The following is a 25,253-nucleotide window of genomic DNA, read 5'->3' on the forward strand; positions in this document are numbered from 1 at the left end:
GGGCAGGCCTCCGGGTCTGCCCGTTTTGCGTGTCAGAGGGTAGTCAAGTCGTGCAGCCGTCCCCTCACCCGGGAAAACCGGCGCTACTTTTCGGTCATGATGACCCTGGCAACACCCCGTCGGCCCCGGCAACGGTACTCGCGTGCCGAGCTCCTGCTTGCTGCGGCGTTCGCCACGGTCCTCTTGCTGGTAGGTCTCGGAAGCTGGACGCTCTGGTCAACGATGGTCCACCATCGGGCCAGCGCCGACGAAACGCTGATGGACCACTCCAGCTACATCGGACTTTCGTACGCCAACAGCACGCAGAGTGAGACCTGGTTTGCTGTGCGCACCATGCTCGCGACAGCCAAGGATTTCGCGGCCACGGGTGCCACCGCTGTCTCGGCCGATTCACTTGCGGCCCGGTCGGCCCGCGATGCACTCGGCCCCGGGATGGTTCCGGTGGCGCCCCGCCTCTTCTTCGCGGGAGACTCGGGACACTGGCGCTCCCTCTCCGCCGGCATTCCGGTAGACAGCGCCCTGACCAACCGGCTCGAACTCAGGCTCCGGGATTCGATCCCGCGGAGCGGCAATTTTGTCGGCGCAGTGATGATCCGGGGCGCCGACACCTCGCTGGTTTTCATCGAACCAATGGACGTCGATGGCGAATGGGTCGGGATGGAAGTCCCCCTCCCCGACTTCCGTGAAAAAATCCTGATGCCGCCACTCGAGCGCATCGTGATGAGTTTCCGCTATCTCGAGGATTCGCTTCATCCAGGGTCGGTGCGCGATACCGTTGCCCAGCCCCTGTCAGCTGAAGTCGCGACGCACGGTGGTACCGTGCTGATGCGCTACGGCCCAGCCACCGGGACACCGTGGCACGCGCAGCGGATGATCCTCGGCAGCGTCGGTGCGCACGTCACCCTCTGGATCGAACCCGCTGGTGTGCCGGTGCTGATGCCTGGCGGATACCCACCGAAGCCCGGACCACGGGTCCTCGCGGGAATCGCGATCGCCCTGCTGCTTGTAGGTGGCGCTGCGTATCTGGCGTGGCGCACCGTGGCGCTCTCGCGGCAGCGCGAGGAGTTCACCTCCAGCGTCTCACACGAATTGCGCACTCCGCTCACCAACATCCAGCTCTTCGCCGAGACCCTCCTCATGGAGCGCGCGCGGACGCCGGAAGAACGCCGTACGGCCCTCGAGACCATCACCCGGGAGACTAGGCGCCTTGTGCACATGGTCGAGAACGTGCTGGCGTTCTCGCGCGTCGGTCGGCCGTCGGAGACGCTGGTGCGTCGCTCCGAGCGCGTCACCCGACTGGTCGAGGATGCGGTGCATTCGTTCGGACCGCTCTTCCGCGCGCACAGCATCACCCCGGCGGTGACGGTCACCGGGCCGTCACACGCGTCGGTGGACGGCGACGCCGTGCGGCGGATCCTCGTCAACCTGCTCGACAATGCAGTGCGATATGGCCCCGACGGTCAGGCCATCATCGTCAACGCGACCCACGACGGCGCCGCCCTCGACCTCACCGTCGAAGATGAAGGGCCTGGGGTACCGGTGGTGGATCGGGAGCGGATCTGGCAGCCGTTCGAGCGTGGCAGCCCTGGCGCAGACGGCGGGACAGGAATCGGGCTGGCGGTCGTCCACCAGCTCGTGGCACTGCACGGCGGCAGTGTCCTGGTCGAGGACGGCCGCCGTGGTGCCCGGTTCCGGGTTCGACTGCCCCTTCAGAGCGGAGAAGCGGAATGACACGACGGGTGCTGGTGGTCGAAGACAACGCCGCGATCGCCGAAGGGATCCGGATGAACCTGGCCGTTGAGGGCTATGTCGTCGAGGTCGCCGCAACGGGCGAGCGCGGGCTGAGCCAGGCCAGGCGATGGGATCCCCACCTGGTGATCCTCGACCTGATGCTGCCGGCGATGGACGGATACACGGTGCTGCGCACGCTGCGTGAGGAAGGGCGCGAGGTCCCCGTGCTGATCCTCTCTGCCCGCGGCGCCGAGACCGATCGCGTCCGCGGATTCCGACTCGGGGCCGACGACTACGTCGTCAAACCGTTTTCGCTGCCGGAACTGCTGGCTCGCGTCGCCGCGATGCTGCGGCGCGCGACACCGGGCGAGCCAGTTGCGCTGCGGAACCGGTGGACCTTTGGAGAGGTGGTTGTCGACAGCAGCACCCGCGAGGTGACCCGTGATGGCGATGTCGTGTTACTGCGCCCCAAGGAGTTCGACCTGCTGGTCGCCCTGCTCAAGCGCGAAGGGCGGGCCGCGGCACGCGCCGAGCTGCTCGATGAAGTCTGGCGCTACGAGGCGGATGTGATGTCGCGAACGGTTGACGTCCACATTCTTGAACTCCGGCGGAAGCTCGAACGCGATCCCGCAGCACCCGAGCATATCCTCACCATTCGCAAGACCGGCTATCGACTCGTCAGCGGGGCGTGAAGCCGAGCACCTCGACCTTCGCGATCACATCGCCATCCATGATTCGCTCCGACACTGCACGGCCACTGACAATCACGCCAGCCACAGTGTACTCGTGATCGAGCAGCGGGTTGTCTACCACATTGACATAGAGCTGGGCATCGCCAGTGTCGCGGCCTCGCGCCGAAATGCCGATGGTGCCGCGCGCCTGCGTCCGCCCTGTCAGCTCATCGCGCATGAAGGTGCTGTCGCCGATGTACTCGGTGGCTCCTGGGCCGCCGCCCTGCACCACGAAGTTCGGTTCGACTCGCTGCAGGATGCCCCCGGCGTAGAATCCCTCACGGGCGAGCCGGATGAGCCTGGCGGCGGTCGCGGGCGCCTCATCGGGAAAGAGTGCGATGATGAAGCTGCCACCTCCGCTGGCCGCATTCAGGGTCACCCGCAACTGAACGCCCTTCGTCATGAACAGCTGAGCGAGGGGTTCCGGGTGAATTGGTAGCGGCGCCGGCCGTGCCGTCGCCGGCTTGCCCGACCACCGCGTCAGCAAGGTCGCGGTCATCGTGGCGATCGTGCTATCGAAATCGGCCAGATACGGCGTCATCCGTTCGACGGTACTGGCGCTGCCGAGTTCACCGATCCGGCGGAGCATGGCGACCCGCGGATCTCGCGCGTTCTCGCTGCGCTCCGCACTCACGCGATCAAAGGCATCCAGCAGCGTCGGCAGCGCACGCTCAGCCGTGGTCCCGGACAGCGCGGTTGCCGCAGCGAGCACCACCTGGAATCCGGGCGACGAAAGCGCCGCCAGATAGACCGTGTCGGCAGCGTGCTTCTTCAGCGCCGCGAGTCCGGCCACCGCGGCTTCTCGCACATTCTGGTCGCCATCGTGCGCGAGCGGGTACAGCGCGGCATCATCGCCGATCGTCGCCGCGGCATGCCCGGCCGTGACGCGCTCCTGCCAGCGCCGGGAGGCGAGGTAGCGTGCGAGCCGCGCCCGGGCGGCAGCGGCGTCGATGTGTGCGAGTGCTTCGAGCGCACGCGCCGGTGCTTGCCAGCCGTGCGCATCGGCCGGTGCACCGGGGCGATCCACGATCCCCGCGAGCGCCGCACGGACGGCAGCGCTGTCTGTGCAGGGCGCGCCGAGCGAGTCGATGGCGATCAGCCGGACCCACGGGTGGACATCGCGCGTAGCCAGGGCAATCAGGGGATTGCAGGCAGGGGTCGCCTGAAGTGCCCGCCATGCGCCGACGGCCGCCACACGCACAATCGGACTCGGGTCGGCGAGGGCATGCGTCACAGCCGCTGTACGCTCGCCCAGCGCCAGCGAAGCGGCTCCGGCGAGCGCGAGTCGACGCACCTGCTCGTCTCCTTCCTTCAGGGCGACTCGCGTCGTGCTGCTGTCGAGGCCGCCGATCAGCCCCAGTGCCAGCACAGCAAGGCGGCGTACCTCGGGCGGTGCCGCCGAGACGCTGGCGCGCCGCAACAGCTGCACGCCGTCCGGTGAGAGCCCCCCTGGCGCGCGCCGCGATTGCGCGAGGGCGAGCGAGTACATCCCATGCACGATCCCGATCGACAGGATCGCACCCGACCGGGTCCGCATGGCACTCTCTGCGGCGCGCACCTCCACCGTGTCGGCAAACGGCAACCGCCCGAGCGCCTCGGCCAGCGCATCGATTGCCGCCGGCGTCGCCTCGCGGGCGAGCGCCGCGACGATCGCGTCGAACGCTATTCGAGTGCTCAGCTGCAGCGTGTCGACAACAGGAGCCCCCCGCCGGACCCGCTTCAGCCCCTGCACCATCGCATTCGCGGCCTCGGCCCTGACGCTCGGCAAGGGATCATTCAGCGCGGGGAGCAGGAGCCGCGCCAGGTCGGGCCTTTGCAGCCGCCCGATGCCGCGCACGGCGACGCGCCTGAGGAGCGAGTCGCTGCTCCGGATTCCTTCCAGCAATGGAGCAAGCCCGGCCTCGCCTGTGCCCCGCGCATCCTCGGCCACCAGCAGCCGCTGGAGCGCGTCGAGATTCGTCGACGACGAGCGCTGCTGCGCGTGCAAATGCACCGGCAGCAGCAGCGCCGTGGTCAGGGTCAGGCGAGCGGCAAGTCCTATTGCTGGCACACGGCCTCCGGGTCGATTCGTGGATGATCCAGCGCGGGACGATGCGCGAGGTTGGCCACCGCACCGACGACATCCCGAATGTAGCTGCCGACCTTGGCCATTCTCGGGTAGTTCAGGTACTGGGGCTCATCGCTGACCATATGGTAGTCGATATACCATACCGCCGAGACGAAGAAGAGCACAGGGATGCTGTAGCGAGCGTACATATAGTGATCGCTCCGGCACCACCCCTGACTCGGATCGCGCGGCGCATCGAACGTCGTGTCAAACCGGAACCGGTAGTCGGGTCGCTGGTTCACCTCGTCGGCAACGGCCCCGAGTTCGCGGGAGAGGCGACGCGTGCCGAGCACCACCAGTGAATTCGGCCCGCCAGGCGGGACGTCTTCTGGTCCCCCCCGTCCCATCTGATCCATGTTGATCTGGGCGACGATGGAATCGCGCGGCACGGTGGGGTGGTCGGCATAGAATTCGGCCCCGTACAGTCCCTTCTCTTCCGCCGCGTGCCACACGAACAGCAGCGATCGCTTCGGCTTCACCTTGGCCAGGGCGTAGGCTTCGGCGACCTCGAGTGCGAGCACAGTGCCGCTGCCATCGTCATCTGCGCCATTCATGATCGAGTCGAGTCGTGTCGGGCGGAGCTTCCGGATGGAATCGAGCATCTGATGGATCTGCTGCCACTGTGCCGCAGTCACGTTCCGTGGCTGCGGATCGTCGGCGCCGCGCGGCCGTGCCACGGCATTGAAGACCCTGATGGAATCGTGGTCCACCGGGCCTTGCGGAAAGAAGCCGACGTGGTCGCTGTGGGCGCCAATCGCCACGTACTCGTTCCGGAGTTGCGGATCACTCCCCGGGAGGATGGCCACCACGTTCCGGGTCGGTGCTTCGGTCGGGCGATCGAGGTATCCGAAACGACCGCTGAGCGGCCGGCCGATGCGACCCGTTTCGATGACAGCGACATCGCCGCCGAAGAGTTCCGAGGAGATCGCTGATGTGGCCAGCAGCACGGGGAGCGCGCGCAATGTCGGGTCGTTGTAGAACAACAGCTCGGCGCGGAGTCCACCCGCCGCCGGTAATGCGCCGGCGCCGACATCCACGATCACGGCCCTGGCGCCAAAGTATCGCTGCAGATTTTCACCGCTCCGCCAGAACTGCCACGTCACCGACGCAGTTCGCGAGAGTCCGAAGACCACGACCTTGCCGCGCACCGCCGCGGGGTCGATCAAGCCGCTGTCGCCGATGCGCCCACCCCAGACGGTCGGAACATCCGTTCCTTCGAAGGAGCCGCCGTAGGGGAGCCCACCAATGAACGCTGACAATCCCAGCCTTGGTACCAGCAGAAAATCGCTCAATGCCTGGAACGACCGCTCGCCGACCCGCAGCACCGACGACGAATCAGGACGATGCATCGTGAACGGCACCGTTTGAAAGAAAGTGCTGTTCTCTCCCGCCGGCTTGAGCCCGAGCCGCTTCAGCTCGGATGCGATGTAATTCGTGCCTTTCACGCCACCGATCAGGCCCGTCTCGCGCCCTTGCATCGAGTCATCGCCGATGATGTACGCGCGCGTCATCAGATCGGCGACGGTGATGCCAGCGGTCGTGGGTTCGGGACGGTGCGTGCGCGACAAACCGCCAAGGGGAATCGGGGACCCGGCCGACGGCATCTGCGGAGCCTGGGCCGCTGCAGTGGCCAGCGGCAACAGCCAGAGGAGAGAGAACGAACGCATGTGGGCGTGCTCTGGGTTGGAAGGCGAACGAATCGAGCGGCGAGTTGCGTGCGGTACGAAGCACGAGCCGCGCGAGTTTCCTTCACCGAGATTCAGGCGGGGGGACGCGTCAGGTCGAGGGTGTAGAAGGTATCGCAGGCGTTGTGACCGGTGGCGCCGAGCGCTCCGTCGAGGCGAACGAATCCCGCCTGCTCGTAGAGCCGGCGCGCGGCTTCCATCCGCTCGAGCGTCTCGAGGTAACACCATTGGAAACCGATGGCGCGGGCACGCTGCAGGCAACGCCGCAGCATCGCCTTGCCCAGGCCCAGCCCTCTGGCTTCGGGGAGGAAATACATCTTGCGGAGTTCGCAGGTGTCCGCGGACCCGCCATCGAGCGGCGCCACGCCACCGCCACCAACGATGCGGCCGAGGTGCGTCACCACAAAGTACGCTGCACGCGGCCGGTCGTAGGACGCGGTCATGGCATCGACTTCGGCGTCGTGAATCGCGTATCCTGGCCCGTCGGCGCCGAATTCTGGCATCACGGTACGAATCAGACGCGCGACGTCGCGGTCGTCACCTTCCGCGATCGGACGAAGCACGTATCCTTCCGGCAAGGTGTCAGGCATCGCGGCAACGTACGGCAGCGAGCAGACCGGCGTCAAGCAGACTCGAGCCCCCCGAGGGTCGAACGGAAGCGAGCCGGGGTGGTACCGACCACCTTGCGAAAGACTCGTCCGAAGTGGCTCTGGTCGGCATAACCACCCGCTGCGGCCACCTGCGAGAGTGACGCCCGACGATCGCGCATGGCCAGGCAGGCCTGTTCGATTCGTGCCCGCTGGAGCAACTCGCCCGGGCAGCAGCCGAATGCGCGACGAAACGCCCGAGCGACATGCGACGGATGCACGCCCGCCTCCGCCGCAAGGGCGGCGATCGAAGGAGGATTCACCAGGTCCGCAAGCAGGTGGTCGCGCGCCCGCACGAGCCACGGTGCAATACCCTGCCCCGCGACACTCTCCTCGCTCGCGGCGGTGCCGACGAGCTGGAGAACGAGTCCCTCGAGCACGAGGCGGGCGGCGCCGTCACACTGCCATGTCTTTGCCGTGATCGCCAGCCCGAGTCGTCGCAGGGCCAAGCCATGGAGGAGACGGAAATCCTTACCGTTTCGGAACATTCCCTCCGGGACGGCGGCATCGCACACCGGGTCGATGAACAGGCATCGCGCACCGTCCTGCCCGAAGAAGTTGCCGTGAAGCACGCCGCGCTGGCGGACGTAGAGGGATTGAGGGGTGAGGTCGGTGTCGACGCGGCCGACCCGCTCGCGAAAGGTGCCCTGCAGGAGGAACACCAGCGATGCGTGGGCGTGTTCATGCGGGGCAAGCCAGTATCCTGGCCCGTACGATGCCTCGGTCAGGAGGAAGGAGCCGACCTGCACGCTTCGCAATTGCCTGCCCTGGGTGCAGGGCGAGAGGGTCACCATCGAGCGATCTCCTGGGAAACACGACAGTGGCAGATTCCTGAACCCTTCTCGATACGCCAGCACCGGAGACAGGTTTCAGGTGTACCAGCAAGTCGGGATAACACCGCAAGAAGATCCAACGGCGCTCGATGCCCGAGGCGTCCTGGCCACCCGATCAGCCGAGGTTGCAGTGGTTGACGTTTCGCTCCTTCGCTCCCACCCGCTTCTCGCCGCCGCAACACCGGCGGGCCTCGACGTCCTTGCGCCCGCAACCATCTCGCGCGAATGGAAGTCGCGCCAGGTGCTCTTTCGACGCGGCGATCGGGGCGTTGGACTGATCCTGATCCTGCGCGGTCGCGTGCGCGTCCTCCGCGAGCGTGGAGGACGGCGACAGATGATCCACTCCGAAGGAGGTGGCGGCGCGCTCGGCGAGATCCCGATGCTCGACGATGGTCCGATGGTGGCCACCGGGATTGCCGCCGAACCGACCCTCGGCCTCGTCGTCCCTCGCGATGCGATGCGCAGTGCCCTGAGTCTTGATCCCGCGATGGCGTGGGGACTGCTCGAGCGGGTCGCAGCCCGGGTGCGGCACCTCGCCGACCGCCTCGAGGAGGCGACGTTCAACGGTGTGAGCGTGCGCCTCGCCGCGGCGCTGCTGGCGCGGCATCGGGTGGCGGCAGGCGGGCTCATCTCATTCGGGATGTCGCAGCAGCACCTGGCGGAAGAGCTTGGCACCGTGCGCGAGGTCATTGTACGTGAGCTGGGTTCGATGGTCCGGCGGGATGTCCTCGTCGCACGTGGGGAAGGGCGATATCAGGTCGCGGACCTCGACCTGCTCCAGGCGATGGCTGCCGGGAAGTAGTGGAACAACCGTTCCACCTGCCCCGCGCCTCCTCACATTAGGATGTCAGCACCTTTGAATGGAGCAGTCCAATGAAGATCGCATTCGCACTCCCGGCCCTCCTCGCAGTGCTGACGGCCCCTCTCACGGCCCAGGACGCCTCGGGCCACCAGCACACGGATGGAATGAAGCATGAAGGATCCGTCGAGTCGCCCACCACCACCGCCCCCCCAGCGACTCTCAAACAGGGCGGCCAGGCAGCCTATGCCACCCTCAGCGAGACGGTCCGGCTGCTCACCGCCGACCCCAACACGGACTGGTCGAAGGTGAACATCGAAGCGCTCCGACAGCACCTGATCGATATGGATAACGTCACCATGCGGTCGGTCGTGAAGACCACGGAAGTCCCAGGCGGGCTCTCGATGGATGTGACGGGCGCTGGTGAAACGGCGAAGGCCATTCAGCGGATGAGTGTCAGTCACGGCAAACAGCTTGATCTGATGCCCGCGTATCATGCGGTCGTCACCCCAATCACCAATGGTGCACGGATCATGGTGACCGCCCGGAACAACGACGCCGCGACGACGCAGCGCATTCGGGCATTGAGTTTTGCCGGACTCCTCACCGAAGGCGACCACCACGCGGCGCACCACCAGATGCTGGCGCGAGGTGAGGCGGTACACCAGCACTAGAGCGGGGTGACTGTCCCGCCGGGGCCAATCACCTTCACCTCGGGCTCGAGTACCACGCCCCAGCGTTCATCGACCCTGCTGCGCACGGTGCGCATCAGGGTCATCACGTCGGCGGCCGTGGCGCCGCCCGTGTTGATGAAATAGTTGGCGTGCATCGGCGATACTTCGGCGCTGCCAACGCGGAATCCCTTCAGCCCCGTCGACTCGATGAACTGCCCGCTCGTCCGCGGGAATCCGGCAGCCGGTTCGGTGACCAGCTCGGGATTCTTGAAGACGCTGCCGCAGCACGGCTGATTGAACGGGGTACCGTCGCGACGCCAGGCATAGAGGGATTCGGTTTCGGCCTCGAGTGCCGACGCATCCGCCCCGTGCAGTTCGACCACGGTTTCGAGCACGACGACACCACTCAGTGCACTTCGCCGGTAACTGAACCCGCACTCGGCCGCGGGCACCACTCGGTCGCGACCATCACCGTCGACGACCAGGACCGAGACAACCGTATCGCGCCACTCGGCGTGATGGCAGCCGGCGTTCATCACCACGCCGCCGCCGACGCTGCCCGGGACGCCGACCATCTTGTGGATGCCACCAAAGCCGAGCGCGGCCGTCCGCTTCGCCGCAAGCGGCGCCGGCAGGCCGGCACCGAGGGTAAACCGGGCACCGTCCTGACGAAGGGCGTCAACGCCCTTGCCCAACCGGATCACCAGCGCGTCGAGGCCCTCATCGGGAAAGAGCAGGTTGCTGCCAAGCCCCAGCGCAAACCACGGCACACCCAGCGCCGTGCAATGCTGCAGCGCGAGGGCAACGTCTTCGGGATTTCCCGGGAAGAGCACGGTGGCATCGCCACCGATCCGGTAGGTCGACCAGCGGGAAAGGGCCTCCTCCTCGCGCACTTCGCCGGCGACGAGGTCGCGCAGCGATCGAGCGAAGCCGGGGTCGCGCGCGCTGGTCACCCGGGTAGGCCGGCGCGGGCCAGGGCATGCCACTCCTGCAGCGACCGCACTTCACCCGTCTTGCGCTGCATCGCGGCAATGGCATCGCACGCCGCCGCTGCCGCCGACATCGTGGTCGTGTACGGCACCCCTTGCTGGAGCGCCGCGCGTCGCATCGAGTAATCGTCCTGTTGCGTGAGCTTGCCGAGGGGGGTGTTCACCAGCAGGTGCACCTGCCCCGACACCATCAGGTCGATGCCATTGGGGCGACCTTCATACACCTTGAGCACTCGGTCAGTCGGCACTCCACGTGCTTTGAGGTAGTCCGCTGTCCCCGAGGTGGCGACCAGCGTGAACCCCAGCTCCTGGAACCGCTTCGCGATGGGGACCACCGTGGCCTTGTCGCGATCGTTGACCGTGATCAGGACCGTCCCCGCCAGCGGCAGCGCGCCGTCGACACTGGCTTGCGCCTTGGCGAAGGCCATTCCGAAGGAGTCGGCGATTCCCATGACCTCGCCGGTAGAGCGCATTTCCGGTCCGAGCCGGACATCGACGCCAGCGAACTTGGAGAACGGGAAGACCGCTTCCTTCACCGAGATGAACGGTGGCTGGGGATCGTCGGTGAGGCCCAGATCGGCCAGCTTCTTTCCTGACATCACGGCGGCGGCCAGCGAGGCCAGCGGAACACCGGTAGCCTTGGAGACGAACGGAATCGTTCGCGATGCGCGCGGATTGACCTCGAGCACGTACACGACACCATCCTTGATCGCGTACTGGACGTTGATCAGCCCGACCACTCCCAGTGCGAGCGCGAAGGCGCGGGTGTGCTGGCGCATCTGCTCGATCTGCGGTTCAGTAATGAGGTACGGCGGCAGCACGCAGGCCGAGTCGCCCGAGTGAATGCCGGCGTCCTCGATGTGCTGCATCACTCCGCCGATCACGGCGCGCTCGCCATCGCAGATCGCATCGACGTCGGCCTCGAAGGCATCCTCGAGGAATGAATCGATCAGGACCGGATGCCCCGGCGCCACGCGCGCGGCCTCGTCGAAGAATTCGCGCAGCTCGGCGTGATCGTAGACAATCCGCATGGCACGTCCGCCGAGGACATAACTCGGCCGTACCAGCACGGGGTAGCCGATCCGTTCCGCGACTTCCACGGCAGCATCGGGCGTCTCGGCGGTGCCATTGGGTGGCTGCTGAATCCCGAGTTCACGCACCAGCGCTTCGAAGCGCCGACGATCTTCGGCAATATCGATCGCATCGGGAGAAGTGCCGAGAATCCGGACGCCGGCGGCCTCGAGTCCCTTCGCGAGCTTCAGCGGTGTCTGACCGCCGAGCTGCACCACGACTCCGATCGGCTGCTCGATGTGGACGATCTCGAGAACATCCTCAAGCGTCAGCGGTTCGAAGTAGAGGACGTCGGCCGTATCGAAATCGGTGGAGACGGTCTCCGGATTCGAATTCACCATGATGGTGCGGAACCCGAGTTCACGGAACGACATCGTTGCCCGGACGCAGCAGTAGTCGAATTCCACGCCCTGCCCGATCCGGTTGGGGCCGGAACCGAGAATGATGACCGTCGGGCGACCATCCGGGCCGGCTTCGTTTTCTTCGTCCCAGCACGAATAGAGGTAGGGAGTCCTTGAGGGGAATTCGCCGGCACAGGTATCCACGGTCTTGTACGCCGGCCGGAGCCCGAGTCGATGCCGCTCCGAGCGGATGTACGCCTCGGGGAGCTGCTTCAGATCGGCGAGCTGCCAGTCGGAAAAGCCGGCGCGCTTGAGATCGCGCAGTGCTGCGCGATCGGCGATGTCGTCATTGCCGAACCGGTAGGCAATCCAGCGGTCCTCCATCACGACGATCTCGGCCAGCTGCTGCAGGAACCATCGGTCGATCCGGGACGCCTCGTAGATCTCGTCCACCGTGACCCCGGCCACCAGGGCGCGCTTGACCTGGAAGAGTCGTTCCGGGGTTGGTGTGCGGATCGCCGAAAGCAGGGTCTCGCGATCGACCGCACTGAGGCGGTCATCAATCGGACCCGCGCCGATCACCCACCCCGCGCGACCGCTCTCCAGCCCGCGAAATCCCTTCTGCAGCGCCTCCTTGAAGGTCCGCCCGATCGCCATCGCCTCGCCCACCGACTTCATCTGCGTGGTGAGCCGCGGCTCCGCCGCCGGGAACTTCTCGAACGCGAAGCGGGGAATCTTGACCACCACATAGTCGAGGACCGGCTCGAACGATGCCGGTGTCGTCTTGGTGATGTCATTCGGGAGCTCGTCCAGCGTGAAGCCGACGGCGAGCTTGGCACCGATGCGCGCGATGGGGAAACCGGTCGCCTTCGAGGCCAGAGCCGAGGATCGCGACACGCGGGGGTTCATCTCGATGACCAGTTGCTCGCCGGTCTCGGGGGAGACCGCGAACTGGATGTTGCAACCGCCGGCCTCCACGCCGATTTCACGAATGATCTTCATTGCCGCGTCGCGCATCTTCTGGTATTCGCGGTCCGTCAGCGTCATCGCCGGGGCCACGGTGATCGAGTCACCGGTATGCACGCCCATCGGGTCGAGATTCTCGATCGAGCAGATGATGACGACATTGTCGGCACCATCGCGCATCAGCTCGAGCTCGAACTCCTTCCAGCCGATGATGCTTCGCTCGACCAGCACCGACGTGACGGGCGAAAGTTCGAGGCCACGCGAGAGCATCGCCACGAATTCGTCGCGATTGTAGGCGATGCCGCCGCCGGTGCCACCGAGGGTGAACGACGGCCGGAGGATTGCGGGATAGCCGGTGCGCTCGACGGCGGCGAGGCCTTCCTCGAGCGTGCCGACGGTTGACCCAGCCGGCGTCGCGAGGCCGATCCGGACCATCGCCTTCGCGAACTCGGCGCGATCTTCGGCGATCCGGATCGCGCGCTCGTTCGCACCGATCAACTCGACCCCGTATTTCGCGAGCGTGCCGTCCTTCACGAGCGACATCGCCACATTCAGCGCCGTCTGCCCACCCATCGTGGGGAGCAGCGCGTCGGGGCGCTCGCGCTCGATCACCTTGGTGACCCACTCAGGAGTCACCGGCTCGATGTAGGTCGCATCGGCGATTTCCGGATCGGTCATGATCGTCGCCGGATTCGAATTGACCAGGATGACCCGGTACCCTTCTTCCTTCAGGGCGCGGACCGCCTGCGTTCCGGAATAGTCGAACTCCGCTCCCTGCCCGATGACGATGGGACCGGAGCCAATGATGAGGATCGACTTGAGATCAGTGCGCTTGGGCATCAACCAGGTCCTGGAGCGTACGTTCAAAAGAATATTGCGGAGCCCATCCGGTCGCTGCGCGAAGCTTGCTGGCATCGCCTATCAGCACCGGGATGTCCGACTGGCGGAGCAGCGAAGGCATCGTCACGGCATGGGCCGGCGAGCCCAGCAGCGCAGCCAGCCGCTTGAAGCAATCGGCCAGCGACTGGCCGACCCCGCTCGCGATGTTGTATGCCTCACCCGATACCCCGCGGTCCAGCAGCAGAAGATAGGCAGCGACGACGTCCCGCACATCGAGGAAATCGCGCACCGGCGTGAGGTCACCGACCGGGATCTGCCAGAGATCGCGCTTGAGCGCCTCTCGCAGGCGGCTCGCGAGTGCCGGAATCACAAACAGCGGCGCCTGCCCTGGCCCGGTATGGGTGAACGGCCGTGCGATGATGACCTTCAAACCGGTGCGACGACGCACCTCGTCTGCGGCACACTCGGCACCGAGCTTGGTCACGGCATAGGGAGATGCCGGCAGCAGCGGCGCGTTCTCGGGGATCTGCTCCGCGTGTCCACGCCCGTAGACCTCTCCGGTCGATGCGAGGAGGACGGTCGGCGTTCCGGTCTGTGCGAGGGCATCGAAGAGGGCGGCAGTCCCGCCAGCATTGATGCTCCACGCGGTCGCGGGATCCTGCCGCGCCGCGGCGCCAGATGACAGCGCCGCGAGGTGCACCACGCTGTCGGGGGCGAAATCGGCGAGGATCTTGTAGGTGTCGGGAGCCCGCAGGTCGGCAACAAGGGCCGTGACACCAGCAACCTCATCCGGCGAGAGCCACGCTTCGGGCATCGCTCCGCCCGGGCCGACCGCCGCCACGACCGAATGGCCGGCGGCACGCGCGGCGCGCACCAGGTGTCGTCCGACGAACCCATCGGCGCCGGTCACGAGCAAGCGCATCAACGTGCCTGCAACCGCTGCAGGTCGGCGTCGACCATCATCGTGACCAGTTGCTGGAAAGAGACCGAAGGACTCCAGCCGAGGTCGGCCTTTGCCTTGGCCGGATCGGCGAGCAGGAGATCCACCTCGGCGGGGCGATAGAACTGGGGGTCGATCACTACATGCTTGTTCCAGTCGAGGCCGACGTGATCGAAGGCGATTCGAACCAGGTCACCGACGCTGTGGGTCTCGCCGGTCCCGATGACGTAATCCTGCGGGGTGTCGGGTTGCAGCATCCGCCACATCGCGTCCACATAGTCGCCCGCATACCCCCAATCGCGACGCGCTTCGAGATTGCCCATGCGCAGTTCGGTCGCGAGCCCAAGCTTGATGCGGGCTGCGGCGTCGGTGACCTTCCGCGTGACGAACTCCATGCCGCGGCGCGGCGACTCGTGATTGAAGAGAATGCCGCTCACGGCGTAGAGCCCGTACGACTCGCGGTAGTTCACCGTGATCCAGTGGCCATAGAGCTTGGCGACGCCGTAGGGCGACCGCGGATAGAACGGCGTCGATTCCGATTGCGGCGTTTCCACCACCTTGCCGAACATCTCCGACGACGACGCCTGGTAGAATCGGGCGGTCGGGCACGCCAGGCGAATGGCCTCGAGAATACGGGTCACGCCCAGCGCGGTGAATTCCCCTGTCAGGACCGGCTGGGTGAAGGAGGTCGGCACGAAGCTCTGGGCAGCGAGGTTGTACACCTCATCCGGCTGGACGTCCTGCATCGCGACTGTCAGCGAATGCTGATCGAGCAGGTCGGCGGCCACGATCCGCACCCGGGGGATCAGGTGATCGATCCGTTCGTAGGAGTGGTGGGAGGTGCGGCGGACCACGCCGACCACCTCATACCCCTTGGCGAGTAGGAATTCAGCGAGGTAGGATCCGTCCTGCCCGGTAATCCCGGTAATCAGCGCCCTGGGCACACAGCCCTCCTGGGAGTTGTCCCAGACCGTCCGACCCGATAGATTGGAAGGTCTGTGGTGGAAATCGACTTTGGACCGTAGCTAGCGAGGACGACATGGCGCGTACCTGCACCGTGTGCGACAAGGGACCGACGACCGGTAATCACGTCAGCCATGCCAATAATCGGCGCAAGCGGCGCTGGTATCCGAACCTGCAGACCGTTCGCGTGATGGTGGGCGATGCACCCCGCCGCGTGCAGGTCTGCACCAAGTGCATGAAGAGTGGCAAGGTGGTCAAGGCCTCCGCGGCCTGATCCCTTCGAACACCGCACCGCCAACGGGTGGCGCCCTTCACGGGCGCCACCCGTTTCATTTGCGTCACCCCGGGACAGAAAAAAAGGGGACCCGAAGGTCCCCTGCTGGTACATCAGAGCGGAAGCACCGACGGAGTGATTCACTCCGGGATGAGCTCGATCCGCGCCATCTCGGCGCCGTCGCCAGGCCGGTGGCCGAGCTTGAGGATCCGGGTGTAGCCGCCGGGACGGGACGCGAAGCGCGGACCCAGCACCTTGAAGAGCTTGGTGAGGATGGCGCGATTCGGAATCTTCTGCTCCACCTGACGAATGGCGTGCAGGTCACCCTTGCGGGCCAGCGTGATGAGCTTCTCGGCGTACGGCCGGATCTCCTTCGCCTTGGCCACGGTGGTGTTGATCCCTTCGTGCTCGAACAGCGATGCCGCCATGTTGCGCATCATCGCCCGCTTGTGGGAGGACGTCCGGGAAAGCTGACGTCCCTTTGCGCGGTGCCGCATTACGCTTCCTCTCCGTTACCGGCCACCGCCATCGGCGACGTGCCCTGATTCGTGATCCGGAGGTCGCCATCGGCCTCCTCGAATTCCATGCCGAAATTGAGCGCTTCGCGCTGCAACAGCTCGGCAATTTCCTGCAGTGCCTTGTCACCGATGTTCTTGACGCCGTCGAGTTCCTTGGTCGAGAACTCCACCAGATCCCGCAGGGTCCGGATGTTGGAATTCTTGAGCGAGTTGAGCGACCGCACCGTGAGCCCGAGATCGTCGATCGAGCGCGCCAGGCGAGCCTTCAGCCCGGTGGCAACCATCGGCGTGTCGTTGGTGGCAGCCGGCGCAGCGTGATGTGGCACCTTGCCGAACTCGACGAAGTAGCGGAAGTGTTCCTGCGCGAGGGCGGCCGCATAGGCGATCGCATCCTCGGGCGAGATAGTTCCGTTGGTCTCGACCGAGACCGCAAGGCGGTCGTAGTCGGTGCGCTGGCCGACGCGCGTTTCCTGCACCGTGAAGTTGGCACGACGGACCGGATTGTAGATCGCGTCGATCCGCACCAGGTCGATCGGGAAGGAGCGTTCGGTCGGATGCATTTCCGACTCGACGTAGCCGCGACCCTTGTTGACGTAGAGCTCGCAGGTGACTTCGCGATCATCCTGGACCGTGAAGAGCAGCTGGTCGGGATTGATGATGGTCGCCCGGCCGCTCTCCTGAATGTCACGCGCATACACCGGACCCGGGCCCTGCTTGGTGAGCCGGAGCACGGTCGAGTCGACGTCGGCCTCGAGCACGAGCGTGAGGGCCTTGAGACGCTGCACGATCTGGTGCACGTCTTCGAGGACGCCCTGCACCGTCTGATGCTCGTGCACGACGCCATCGAGGCGGAAGCCCCAGACGGCGCTGCCGCGCAGCGAGGACAACAGCAACCGCCGCAGCGAATTGCCGAGCGTGTGGCCGAAGCCCCGCTCGAGCGGCTGCAGACGGAACTCGGCGATGTTCGGGTTGTCGTCCCGCTTGGTCATTTCGACCACGTGCGGACGGACGAGCCCGGTCAGATCAATGCTCATCAGCGCGATTTCCTTCGTTACTTCGAGTAAAGCTCGACGATGAGCTGTTCCTGCGCGTTCACCGGAATCGCATCGCGCGTCGGCAGCTCAAGGAGACGGCCCGCGGCCTTTTCGGCATCCACGGAGAGCCAGCCCACGGTGGTACCGCGGGAGGCCTGCTCCTGCGCGGCCATCACGGCAACCATCTCGCGATCGGTCGGGGTGACACGTACTTCGTGGCCCGGAAGGACCTTGAAGGACGGGATGTCGACCCGCTTGCCGTTGACTTCGATATGCCCGTGACGCACCAGCTGGCGGGCGGCGCGACGCGAGGCCGCGAAGCCCATCCGGTACACGACGTTATCGAGACGAGTCTCGAGCGCGACGAGCAGGTTGGTGCCCTTCATGCCGGGCAGGTGCGACGCCTTGGTGTAGGTGGTGCGGAACTGGGTCTCGGTGAGACCGTACATCCGCTTCACCTTCTGCTTCTCACGCAGCTGCTTGGCGTATTCCGACGTCTTGCGGCCACGCCCGGCATTCTGGCCATGCTGGCCGGCCGGATAGGCCCGACGCTCCACCGCGCACTTCTCGGTGAGGCAACGGGTTCCCTTGAGGAAGAGCTTCGTGCCCTCGCGACGGCAGAGCCGGCACGCTGGTCCAGTGTATCGCGACATAGGCTAGACCCGCCGCTTCTTCGGAGGACGGCACCCGTTGTGTGGAATCGGGGTCACGTCGCGAATCGACGCCACCTTGAGCCCGACCGACGCGAGGGCCTGGATGGCCGATTCGCGTCCGCTGCCGGGACCCTGCACGCGCACGTGGACCTTGCGGAGTCCGAGATTCAGCGCCTCGCGGGCACAGTTCTCGGACGCCACGGTGGCCGCGAACGGCGTGGACTTCTTCGATCCCTTGAACCCCGCCTTGCCGGCGGTGCCCCACGCGATGGTGTTGCCGCGCAAGTCGGTGATCGTGATCAGCACATTGTTGAAGGTCGCGGAGATGTGAACCATCCCCTCCGACTCGACAATCTTCTTCGAGCGCTTGGCGCTCGGCTTCGCCGTAGTAGGTGCAGTCATGGCTTACTTCTTCGTCGCCTTCTTCTTGCCGGCGATGGCCCGACGGGGGCCCTTCTTCGTCCGGGCGTTGGTGTGCGTGCGCTGGCCGCGCACCGGCAACCCGCGCCGATGACGAATCCCGCGATAGCTGCCGATGTCCTGAAGTCGCTTGATGTTCATCGCGATTTCAGTGCGAAGCGCGCCTTCGGTCTTCACCGAACGCTCGATGATCTGCCGCAGGCGGCCGACCTCGGCGTCGGAAAGATCCTTGATGCGCGTGTCAGGCGAGATGCCGGTCTCGGCGAGCAACTTCTTGCTCGTCACCCGGCCAATCCCGTAGATGTACGTCAGGCCAATTTCAACGCGCTTTTCGCGCGGAAGATCGACGCCAGCAATACGCGCCATATCAGCCCTGCCGCTGCTTATGCTTTGGGGTGCGCTTGCAGATGATGCGCGTCACACCGCGACGCTTCACCACCACACAGCTCTCGCAAATCGGCTTCACACTCGAGCGAACCTTCACGACACGCGTCTCCCTGAAGACGGGGTTTCGGCCTAGCAAGGAATGATACTGGAGCCTCGGACCGTGCGCAACCCTGTGCCCCCCAACAACGTGGGTGGTCAGGACCCGATCAGACGCCGAAACTCAGCCCAGGCTTCTCCTGGCTTTTCCGCCGCCGTGATCGGACGGCCGACCACCAGGTCGGTCGCGCCACCTGCAAGTGCCGCCTCCGGCGTCGCGACCCGGCGCTGATCCCCTGCCTCCTCTCCGGCCCGCCGGATTCCCGGCACCACCAGCCGCCCGGCGCCCACTACGGGGCGGACCAGGGCCAGGTCGCTGGCCGAGCAGACCACCCCGTCTACCCCCGCCGCCATGGCGATGCCGGCAAGTCGCGCGGCCTCGGCCCCGGGATCCACCAGCGACCGGCCCGTCACATTTGCGAAACCGGCCGCATCGTGGGAAGTCAGGACCGTCACGGCCACTACGTGCAATCGCCCGGCGGCAGCCGCTACGGCCGCCTGCAGCATCTCGGTCCCGCCGAGGGCGTGAACCGTGATCATCCGGACGCCGAGTTCGGCAGCCGCCGTCACCGCGCCGTGCACCGTGTTGGGAATATCGTGCCACTTGAGGTCGAGAAACACGGGATGACCCGCGTCGAGGACGCTGCGGACAAATCCGTGGCCCGCCCGCGTCATCAGCACCGACCCGACTTTTACCGGCGCTCCGGTCGGCAGCAGGTCGAGCAGGTCGACCGCGCTCGGTGCATCGGGATGATCCAGGGCGACGTAAAGCTCAGCCATCGTGTTGCTCCAGTTCGGTCAGCAATCGTTCGGGTAGGTGGGGATCAGCCAGCGCGGCGGTGCCAATGGCGACCAGCGACGCGCCGGCCCGGAGATAGTCACGCACGTCGGTCGCGCCGCGGATTCCACCGACGCCGATGAGCGGAAATCCCGGCAAGCGCTCCGCTGTGCGACGCACAGCAAGTAGTCCGGTCGCCAGAAGCGCCGGACCGCTCACGCCGCCAAAACCGTTGCCAAGACGCGGTGAGGCGCCTTCAAACAGGAAGCCGGGGAGCGTGTTCACCAGACTGGCCCCGTCGGCCCCGGCGTCGCGCGCAGCCATTGCCATCAGCGGGATATCGGGAAGCGCCGGCGAGAGCTTCGCGAAGAGGGGTCGGGCCGTCACTCGGCGGCAACGCGACACCACCTCGGCGATGCTGCGGGAATCGGCGCCGAATTCGACCCCGCCCGCAGATGTGTTCGGACACGAGAGGTTGATCTCGTACGCCGCGTGACCTTCGAGGTCATCAAGTTGTTCGATGACCGTCGCATACTCTTCGATCGTGAACCCCACAACGTTCACGATGATCCGGGGCCCGCTGAGGTTGGCCTGCAGCCAGGGCAATTCCTGCTGGCGAACCTGAACGGCACCCGGGTTTGCGAGGCCCACCGAGTTGATCATCCCACCGCGAAACTCCGCGACCCGCGGTGCCTTGTTCCCGATGCGCGGAGTGAGCGACACCGCTTTGGTGACCAGGCCCCCGAGTCGTTCGAGCGCCATGGCGCCGCGCAACTCGCGCCCGAAGCCGGCGGTTCCTGACGCGAGCATCAGCGGATTCGCGAACTCCAACCCCGCGACGCTACAGCGCAATGATTTCACGGGAGAGGAGCGCCTCCCGGTGCCGACCCTCGGCGCCCCGAAGCGGCACGGGCCCGGTAGAGCAGAAACGATCGCAGCGAATCCTCGAGCTGAACGAACCCGCTGTCCTGACGTCCGAGCAGATACGCGAGGTAGGCGTTGCCCGGCGGGAGTGCAGCGAGCCGGGCGCGGAGCGCACCACCGGAATCCGGCTCGATCGGGAGGCGAGCGAGGATTGCCTTCGCGACATAGGGGGACTGCGGCCAGTCGCGCTCGACACGAGCAAACAGCCAACTGGCGAGGGCCGGGGCCCGCAAGGAGTCGCGAGCATTCTCGCCCAGCACGAACAGGACGAGATCGCCCTGTGGTCCGCCGGCCCGGGTCGCCGCCTCCTCATCGAGCAGCGCGATCGAGAGTCGCCGAAGTTCCTCCGCGCGGCGACGCGCGAGCCCTTCGTCGGTGGCCTGCCCGAGTGAATCAAGACGGACCTTCAAGTCCCCTGGGGAATGGGCGCGGGCCACGGTTCGATCGACGGCGAGGAGAACTCCCGCCCCGGCGGCCTCGGTCCCCGGAAACGTCAGGAGCTTGCCGAGGTAGCGATCGCTCACCGCAGATTCCTCTTGCTCGGTGCCACGAATCGCTCCCAGCAGCCACCGCGATTGCCGCTCCGGTGTGGCGATCCGCGAAGCGGAGAGGAGCAGCAGGAGCGAGTCCGTCGCGATGCTGCTTCGACCAGCCTGCGCCCGGACGAGAGGAACGAAGTCGAGCGAGGAGTCGGCCGTCAGCAGGAGGGTTCGGAGTTCCGCCCGCGATTCCGCACTGCGATCGAGGGCCGCGAGGGCGGTCGCCCGGTTGAGGCGCGAGCGGGCGTCATCAAGCGTGGCCAGATAGCTGAGCGCCTCGCTCCAGCGACCGTCGCGCACGAGCGCTTCACCCGCCCGTCGGCTCGCATCGCGGCTCACCGCGGTATCGCGGCTGGTCGACAATTCCTCGAAAAGCGCCACCGCGCCGCCATCCTGCAGCACCTCGCGACAGCGCGCCAGTTCGAGCAGCAGCGATTCACGCCACGGCGCGTTGCGACGCAGCAGAGTGCTACGCTCCAGCGCCGGCGTGGCATTCCCGCAGTCGCGCCGACGGGCAAGCGCACGACCCTGGAGCCAGAGTGCTTCCGCCGCCGTCTCGCTTCGCGGCCGACGCACGAATGCGGACTCCGCCTTGACTGCCGCCACACCCCACGCGTTTTCGGCATCACCGGGGCGGCCCTCCCGCTCAGCGCGGAGGGCGGCCGCGGAGTTGACCTTGGCCTGATAGAGCGAGTTGGACCAGGTGCAGCCGGTGAGGGCGAGCAATGCCGCTGCCGCAACGACCTGCCTCACGGCTCACCTGCGCGGCGAGCGTCCGTCGTCTTGCGGTCGTACTGCTGCAGATATTTCACGATCGCCTCGGCGATGGCGGAGGCGATGCCGTCCTGACCATTGCGAGTGGTCATCTGACGCGCATCATCCGGGTTGGTGCTGTAGCCCATCTCGACCAGGATCGCCGGACGTCGCGCCGTGCTCAGCACGGCGAAGCCAGCCTGCTTCACGCCGCGATCGAGCGTGCCCGCATCAGCGACTTCGCGCAGCGATGACTGCACCAGTTCAGCCGCGCGCGCCGACTCGCGCAGGAATTCGTTGCGGGCCAGATCCTTGAGGATGAAATCGAGACCGCCCGAAGCCGCTTCATCGGCCGCATCGGGATCGAATCGCGCTGCATCGTTTTCCATCTTCGCGACACGCTCGGCGTCGGCAGTGCGTGCTTCGGCGAGGAAATAGGTCTCGAACCCTCGCACCCTGGTGTACCCCGGCCGCGCATTGAGGGAATTCACGTGCAGTGACACGAAGAGATCACAATCCTCGGTGCGGCAGTAGCGCGGTGCGCGATGGCCGAGGGAGATCAGCGTGTCGGTCGTCCGGGTCATCGTGACCTTGACCCCGCGACGCTCGAGTTCGTCACGCAGCAGCATCGCGATGGTGAGGGTGATGTGCTTTTCCTTGAGTCCGCCGGGGAAGTAGAGACCCGGGTTTCCCGGATCCGAGCCACCATGCCCGGCATCGACCGTCACGTGGTGCCCGGGCTTCAGCCCGTTCGGGAGCCGGCTGCGTTCCTCACGTCCGACGGTGGTCCGCGAGGGACGCGTCAACAGTTGCGACGGCGCCGGCCCCTCGGCGAGCACGGCCGTGCCGGGCGTCCAGTTCCAGCTGCGACGCAAGGGATCGGCAAGCATTTCGGCGACGAACGCGAGTGGCACGAAGAGAGAATCACCGCGGCGGTGCGAATCGGCGGGGAGTCCGCGGACGGTAGAGCCGTCGTCAACCAGCGAAGTTCCCGGGAGAAAACGGAAGGTGCCGGCCGCACTCACCAGGACGAACCACTCGGCCTCGCGTTGCCACTTCGCGCCGATCGCCTGGGCGAGGGGCCCAAGCGGCACCATGGCGCCCTGCCCCGACTCGGTACGCAGCGGAATCACCACCACACCGCGCGCGGTGCTGACCTGCAGTCGCGTCGGTGCCCCGGCGAGCAGGGCGCACATGGTCAGCGCAAGCAACTTCATTCGCGGCCCTTCCGCGAAATGGCGCGGGCGACTTCGCGATCGACAATCCGCTTCTTCAGGTCCTCGCGTTTGTCGTGGACCTTCTTGCCTCGGGCAAGTGCAATCATCAGCTTCGCGCGGCCGCGGAGGAAATAGATTTCGAGCGCGACCAGCGACAGTCCGTCACGCTGGACGGCCCCGATCAGCTTCTCGATCTCGCGCTTGTGAAGCAGCAACTTCCGGGAACGAACCGGGTCGTGGTTGTAGCGATTCCCCTGCTCGTACGGGGTGATGTTCAGCCCCTCCACCCACACCTCTCCGCGACTGATCCGGGCGAAGGCTTCCTTGATGGAAGCGCCCCGACGACGCAGGGATTTGACCTCTGTGCCGGTCAGGACGAGGCCGGCCTCGACCGTGTCGAGAATATGGAAGTCGTGGGCGGCCTTGGGGTTCCGCGCGATGCTGAGGCGCGCTTCGTGGCTCGGGTCGCCGGCGGAGGAGGGTTTCGGTACCATTGAACGAAGAATAACCGGGGCGATGCTTGACGCTCGGGACACCACGCGAGTAGGTTTGCCTCCCCGCCGAAGTGGTGAAATTGGTATACGCGCTGCGTTCAGGTCGCAGTGGGCGCAAGCCCGTGGGGGTTCGAGTCCCCCCTTCGGCACTTTCCACCCCGCAGGCCGCCGCCTCTCAGTATCGCGGCATCGTCCCGTCCACATCGGTTGCCCACGCATCGACACCCCCGGCCAGCGAACGCACCCGGGCGAACCCCGCACGTAGCAGCAGGTCCCTCGCCTTCATCGAACGCATTCCGTGATGGCAGATCGTCACCACTTCCCGATGCCTGGGAATCTCGGCCAGTCGCGCAGGAAGTTCCCCCAGTGGCACCAGCTCCGAACCGGGGATGTGGGCGATGGCAAACTCCCACGGCTCGCGGACATCGAGCAACACTGCCCCCCCAGGCGCGGCCAATGCGGTCGCGAGAACCGCTGGCGCGATCTCGGCCTCGTCCGGTGAGCCGCCGAGCGTGCCGACCCCGCAGAAGGCGTCGTAGTCCTGCAATTCCGTGAGTATCGGCGCATCGCCGCAGATGACGCACGCCGGATCACGGACGACGGCGATCTCACGGAATCGGAGCCGAAGGGCATCCACGAGGAGCAGCCGGCCCGCGGCGGACTCCCCGATGCCGAGCAACCATTTCATTGCCTCGAGCGCCTGAAGAGACCCGATGATTCCCGGCAATACCCCGAGCACACCGGCGTCGGCACAGCTCGGGACTAGCTCGGGAGCGGGCGGTTCGGCGAAGAGGCAGCGATAGCAGGGACCTCCCGGAGTTCCGAAGAGCGACAACTGCCCCTCGAACCTGAAGATCGAGCCATACACGAGCGGCTTCCCCTCGAGGACACAGGCATCGTTGGCGAGGTATCGGGTCGGGAAGTTGTCGCTTCCGTCGACCACAATGTCGAACCGGCGCACGATCTCGCGGGCATTCGCGCTGGTGAATTGCTCGGCGATGGCTTCCACCGACACGAAAGGATTGAGTCCCTTCAGCCGAGCCTTGGCCGAAATCGCCTTGTTGACGCCGACGCCCGCAGTGTCGTGCAGGATCTGTCGCTGCAAGTTGGAGAGATCGACCTGGTCGTGATCGACAATGCCGATCGTGCCGACGCCAGCCGCGGCGAGATAAAGTGCCGCCGGCGAGCCGAGCCCGCCCGCACCGATGAGCAGGACCCTCGCGGCTCGAAGTCGCGCCTGTCCGGCCACACCGACTTCCGGCAAGGTCAGATGCCGCGCATAACGGAGGAGTTCTTCAGAGCTGAGTTCGGCTGACACGGAATGGCCCTTCACCATGGCGTCACGAGGACGCAGCGCGGTTATGCCGGAATGCCTGCGAGCGGAATGAGTTCGGGCGCGGAGACAGCCGCATCGCGGAGCAGGTCCGCGAGCGTGACGGATTCAAGCAGATCATCAATGCGAACCTGGAGCGCACGCCAGACCGGCCGGATCTGACAGCTCGAGGAGGGGGCGCACCGTTCCGGATCGAGCGGCTGCGATTCGCAATTGAGTTCGAAGATGCGATGATCCGAGGCCAGCATCACGTCGCGGACGGTGACGTGCTCGGCCTCACGAACCAGCAGGTAACCACCCTTCGCACCACGCACCGAATCGACCAGTCCGGCCCGACGGAGTCGCAGGAGGATCTGCTCGACATAGTCGGCGGGGAGCCGCTCCTGCTCGGACAGTTCGCGCGCGGCCACGGCGCCAGCGCCCTCGCGACGACGACGCGCAAGGTGCAACGCGATGATCAGGGAGTACTCGGTCAGATTGGTTACCCGCATGCCTGCAATCTGCTCCCATGAGCGG

General features: G+C 66.1%; 26 protein-coding genes and 1 tRNA gene. 6 read left to right on the top strand and 21 right to left on the bottom strand.

All coding sequences use genetic code 11. The features are described 5' to 3' along the window. Nucleotides 1–96 precede the first annotated feature (96 nt). On the top strand, nt 97–1,731 hold the full coding sequence (locus V4558_11640; protein ID MES2306156.1) for a HAMP domain-containing sensor histidine kinase: 1,635 nt from the start codon (nt 97–99) through the stop codon (nt 1,729–1,731). Beyond that, nucleotides 1,728–2,423, top strand: coding sequence for a response regulator transcription factor (locus V4558_11645; protein ID MES2306157.1), 696 nt, complete (start codon nt 1,728–1,730; stop codon nt 2,421–2,423). The genes V4558_11640 and V4558_11645 overlap by 4 nt, the downstream gene beginning before the upstream one ends. Here the strand turns inward: V4558_11645 and V4558_11650 are convergent. The 4 genes from V4558_11650 to V4558_11665 form a co-directional block, all read right to left on the bottom strand. Then, on the bottom strand, nt 2,410–4,512 hold the full coding sequence (locus V4558_11650) for a HEAT repeat domain-containing protein (protein ID MES2306158.1): 2,103 nt from the start codon (nt 4,510–4,512) through the stop codon (nt 2,410–2,412). The genes V4558_11645 and V4558_11650 overlap by 14 nt on opposite strands. Then, nucleotides 4,500–6,236 (bottom strand): M28 family peptidase, encoded by a 1,737-nt coding sequence (locus V4558_11655; protein ID MES2306159.1) that lies wholly within the window; start codon nt 6,234–6,236, stop codon nt 4,500–4,502. The genes V4558_11650 and V4558_11655 overlap by 13 nt, the downstream gene beginning before the upstream one ends. A 92-nt stretch (nt 6,237–6,328) precedes the next feature. Next, a complete protein-coding gene (locus tag V4558_11660; GenBank protein MES2306160.1) occupies nt 6,329–6,844 on the bottom strand; it encodes a GNAT family N-acetyltransferase in 516 nt (171 codons plus the stop codon). 32 nt (nt 6,845–6,876) lie between these two features. Continuing rightward, the gene (locus tag V4558_11665; protein MES2306161.1) at nt 6,877–7,695 is read right to left on the bottom strand and encodes an AraC family transcriptional regulator; all 819 of its coding nucleotides are present in this window, start codon (nt 7,693–7,695) and stop codon (nt 6,877–6,879) included. 169 nt (nt 7,696–7,864) lie between these two features. Between V4558_11665 and V4558_11670 the strand changes: the two genes are divergently transcribed. Together V4558_11670 and V4558_11675 are read left to right on the top strand one after the other, a co-directional pair. Beyond that, entirely contained in the window at nt 7,865–8,536 is a 672-nt protein-coding gene (locus V4558_11670) for a Crp/Fnr family transcriptional regulator (GenBank protein ID MES2306162.1), read from the top strand. A 71-nt stretch (nt 8,537–8,607) separates the two neighbouring features. Further along, nucleotides 8,608–9,207, top strand: a complete 600-nt coding sequence (locus V4558_11675; GenBank protein MES2306163.1) for a hypothetical protein — start codon at nt 8,608–8,610, stop codon at nt 9,205–9,207. Here V4558_11675 and murB read toward each other — a convergent pair. Genes murB through gmd form a run of 4 tightly spaced genes read right to left on the bottom strand, consistent with a single transcriptional unit; the run spans nt 9,204 to nt 15,298 of the window. Then, nucleotides 9,204–10,160 carry a UDP-N-acetylmuramate dehydrogenase gene (gene murB / locus V4558_11680; protein MES2306164.1) on the bottom strand — a complete coding sequence of 319 codons (957 nt, stop codon included), beginning with the start codon at nt 10,158–10,160 and terminating at the stop codon, nt 9,204–9,206. The genes V4558_11675 and murB overlap by 4 nt on opposite strands. Then, nucleotides 10,157–13,414: a carbamoyl-phosphate synthase large subunit gene (gene carB / locus V4558_11685; GenBank protein ID MES2306165.1), complete on the bottom strand. Its 3,258-nt coding sequence runs from the start codon at nt 13,412–13,414 to the stop codon at nt 10,157–10,159. The genes murB and carB overlap by 4 nt, the downstream gene beginning before the upstream one ends. Next, entirely contained in the window at nt 13,398–14,336 is a 939-nt protein-coding gene (locus tag V4558_11690) for an NAD-dependent epimerase/dehydratase family protein (protein ID MES2306166.1), read from the bottom strand. Before V4558_11690 ends, carB begins: the two co-directional genes overlap by 17 nt. Beyond that, nucleotides 14,336–15,298, bottom strand: a complete 963-nt coding sequence (gene gmd, locus V4558_11695; protein MES2306167.1) for a GDP-mannose 4,6-dehydratase — start codon at nt 15,296–15,298, stop codon at nt 14,336–14,338. Before gmd ends, V4558_11690 begins: the two co-directional genes overlap by 1 nt. Before the next feature lie 95 nt (nt 15,299–15,393). Here gmd and rpmB point away from each other — a divergent pair, with 95 nt between their 5' ends. Beyond that, complete coding sequence (gene rpmB, locus V4558_11700) at nt 15,394–15,591, top strand: 50S ribosomal protein L28 (protein ID MES2306168.1); 198 nt, start codon at nt 15,394–15,396, stop codon at nt 15,589–15,591. A gap of 140 nt (nt 15,592–15,731) precedes the next feature. Here rpmB and rplQ read toward each other — a convergent pair whose 3' ends face one another. The 11 genes from rplQ to smpB form a co-directional block, all read right to left on the bottom strand. Continuing rightward, a complete protein-coding gene (gene rplQ, locus V4558_11705; GenBank protein ID MES2306169.1) occupies nt 15,732–16,088 on the bottom strand; it encodes a 50S ribosomal protein L17 in 357 nt (118 codons plus the stop codon). Then, nucleotides 16,088–17,143 carry a DNA-directed RNA polymerase subunit alpha gene (locus V4558_11710; GenBank protein MES2306170.1) on the bottom strand — a complete coding sequence of 352 codons (1,056 nt, stop codon included), beginning with the start codon at nt 17,141–17,143 and terminating at the stop codon, nt 16,088–16,090. Before V4558_11710 ends, rplQ begins: the two co-directional genes overlap by 1 nt. A 17-nt stretch (nt 17,144–17,160) precedes the next feature. Next, on the bottom strand, nt 17,161–17,796 hold the full coding sequence (rpsD, locus tag V4558_11715) for a 30S ribosomal protein S4 (protein ID MES2306171.1): 636 nt from the start codon (nt 17,794–17,796) through the stop codon (nt 17,161–17,163). A 3-nt stretch (nt 17,797–17,799) separates the two neighbouring features. Next, nucleotides 17,800–18,198, bottom strand: a complete 399-nt coding sequence (gene rpsK, locus V4558_11720; protein ID MES2306172.1) for a 30S ribosomal protein S11 — start codon at nt 18,196–18,198, stop codon at nt 17,800–17,802. Nucleotides 18,199–18,201: 3 nt separating this feature from the next. Then, the gene (gene rpsM / locus V4558_11725) at nt 18,202–18,582 is read right to left on the bottom strand and encodes a 30S ribosomal protein S13 (protein MES2306173.1); all 381 of its coding nucleotides are present in this window, start codon (nt 18,580–18,582) and stop codon (nt 18,202–18,204) included. Between the two features lies 1 nt (nt 18,583). Further along, complete coding sequence (rpmJ, locus tag V4558_11730; GenBank protein ID MES2306174.1) at nt 18,584–18,700, bottom strand: 50S ribosomal protein L36; 117 nt, start codon at nt 18,698–18,700, stop codon at nt 18,584–18,586. 98 nt (nt 18,701–18,798) lie between these two features. Beyond that, nucleotides 18,799–19,479, bottom strand: coding sequence for an orotidine-5'-phosphate decarboxylase (gene pyrF / locus V4558_11735; protein MES2306175.1), 681 nt, complete (start codon nt 19,477–19,479; stop codon nt 18,799–18,801). Further along, a complete protein-coding gene (locus V4558_11740) occupies nt 19,472–20,338 on the bottom strand; it encodes a dihydroorotate dehydrogenase (GenBank protein MES2306176.1) in 867 nt (288 codons plus the stop codon). The genes pyrF and V4558_11740 overlap by 8 nt, the downstream gene beginning before the upstream one ends. Further along, nucleotides 20,335–21,693 carry a hypothetical protein gene (locus tag V4558_11745; GenBank protein ID MES2306177.1) on the bottom strand — a complete coding sequence of 453 codons (1,359 nt, stop codon included), beginning with the start codon at nt 21,691–21,693 and terminating at the stop codon, nt 20,335–20,337. The genes V4558_11740 and V4558_11745 overlap by 4 nt, the downstream gene beginning before the upstream one ends. Continuing rightward, nucleotides 21,690–22,910 (bottom strand): N-acetylmuramoyl-L-alanine amidase, encoded by a 1,221-nt coding sequence (locus tag V4558_11750; GenBank protein MES2306178.1) that lies wholly within the window; start codon nt 22,908–22,910, stop codon nt 21,690–21,692. Before V4558_11750 ends, V4558_11745 begins: the two co-directional genes overlap by 4 nt. Next, nucleotides 22,907–23,404: an SsrA-binding protein SmpB gene (gene smpB / locus V4558_11755; protein ID MES2306179.1), complete on the bottom strand. Its 498-nt coding sequence runs from the start codon at nt 23,402–23,404 to the stop codon at nt 22,907–22,909. The genes V4558_11750 and smpB overlap by 4 nt, the downstream gene beginning before the upstream one ends. A gap of 65 nt (nt 23,405–23,469) precedes the next feature. On the opposite strand from smpB, the gene V4558_11760 reads away from it, so the two are divergent. Continuing rightward, nucleotides 23,470–23,553: transfer RNA gene (locus V4558_11760), tRNA-Leu, on the top strand. Nucleotides 23,554–23,579: 26 nt separating this feature from the next. On the opposite strand, the gene moeB is transcribed toward V4558_11760, so the two are convergent. Continuing rightward, the gene (moeB, locus tag V4558_11765) at nt 23,580–24,722 is read right to left on the bottom strand and encodes a molybdopterin-synthase adenylyltransferase MoeB (GenBank protein ID MES2306180.1); all 1,143 of its coding nucleotides are present in this window, start codon (nt 24,720–24,722) and stop codon (nt 23,580–23,582) included. Nucleotides 24,723–24,763: 41 nt separating this feature from the next. Further along, nucleotides 24,764–25,228: an Rrf2 family transcriptional regulator gene (locus tag V4558_11770; GenBank protein ID MES2306181.1), complete on the bottom strand. Its 465-nt coding sequence runs from the start codon at nt 25,226–25,228 to the stop codon at nt 24,764–24,766. Between the last annotated feature and the right edge of the window lie 25 nt (nt 25,229–25,253).

The organism is Gemmatimonadota bacterium, assembly GCA_040388535.1.
In the GTDB taxonomy this organism is placed as follows: Bacteria; Gemmatimonadota; Gemmatimonadetes; order Gemmatimonadales; family GWC2-71-9; genus Palsa-1233.

What these genes read in the sequence shown, in the direction of transcription:
- V4558_11640 (MES2306156.1), top strand. Translation starts at nt 97, where the DNA reads ATGATGACCCTGGCAACACCCCGTCGGCCCCGGCAACGGTACTCGCGT.
- V4558_11645 (MES2306157.1), top strand. Translation starts at nt 1,728, where the DNA reads ATGACACGACGGGTGCTGGTGGTCGAAGACAACGCCGCGATCGCCGAA.
- V4558_11655 (MES2306159.1), bottom strand. Translation starts at nt 6,236, where the DNA reads ATGCGTTCGTTCTCTCTCCTCTGGCTGTTGCCGCTGGCCACTGCAGCG.
- V4558_11660 (MES2306160.1), bottom strand. Translation starts at nt 6,844, where the DNA reads ATGCCTGACACCTTGCCGGAAGGATACGTGCTTCGTCCGATCGCGGAA.
- V4558_11665 (MES2306161.1), bottom strand. Translation starts at nt 7,695, where the DNA reads ATGGTGACCCTCTCGCCCTGCACCCAGGGCAGGCAATTGCGAAGCGTG.
- V4558_11675 (MES2306163.1), top strand. Translation starts at nt 8,608, where the DNA reads ATGAAGATCGCATTCGCACTCCCGGCCCTCCTCGCAGTGCTGACGGCC.
- carB (MES2306165.1), bottom strand. Translation starts at nt 13,414, where the DNA reads ATGCCCAAGCGCACTGATCTCAAGTCGATCCTCATCATTGGCTCCGGT.
- V4558_11690 (MES2306166.1), bottom strand. Translation starts at nt 14,336, where the DNA reads ATGCGCTTGCTCGTGACCGGCGCCGATGGGTTCGTCGGACGACACCTG.
- rpmB (MES2306168.1), top strand. Translation starts at nt 15,394, where the DNA reads ATGGCGCGTACCTGCACCGTGTGCGACAAGGGACCGACGACCGGTAAT.
- rplQ (MES2306169.1), bottom strand. Translation starts at nt 16,088, where the DNA reads ATGCGGCACCGCGCAAAGGGACGTCAGCTTTCCCGGACGTCCTCCCAC.
- V4558_11710 (MES2306170.1), bottom strand. Translation starts at nt 17,143, where the DNA reads ATGAGCATTGATCTGACCGGGCTCGTCCGTCCGCACGTGGTCGAAATG.
- rpsD (MES2306171.1), bottom strand. Translation starts at nt 17,796, where the DNA reads ATGTCGCGATACACTGGACCAGCGTGCCGGCTCTGCCGTCGCGAGGGC.
- rpsK (MES2306172.1), bottom strand. Translation starts at nt 18,198, where the DNA reads ATGACTGCACCTACTACGGCGAAGCCGAGCGCCAAGCGCTCGAAGAAG.
- rpsM (MES2306173.1), bottom strand. Translation starts at nt 18,582, where the DNA reads ATGGCGCGTATTGCTGGCGTCGATCTTCCGCGCGAAAAGCGCGTTGAA.
- pyrF (MES2306175.1), bottom strand. Translation starts at nt 19,479, where the DNA reads ATGGCTGAGCTTTACGTCGCCCTGGATCATCCCGATGCACCGAGCGCG.
- V4558_11750 (MES2306178.1), bottom strand. Translation starts at nt 22,910, where the DNA reads ATGAAGTTGCTTGCGCTGACCATGTGCGCCCTGCTCGCCGGGGCACCG.
- smpB (MES2306179.1), bottom strand. Translation starts at nt 23,404, where the DNA reads ATGGTACCGAAACCCTCCTCCGCCGGCGACCCGAGCCACGAAGCGCGC.
- V4558_11770 (MES2306181.1), bottom strand. Translation starts at nt 25,228, where the DNA reads ATGCGGGTAACCAATCTGACCGAGTACTCCCTGATCATCGCGTTGCAC.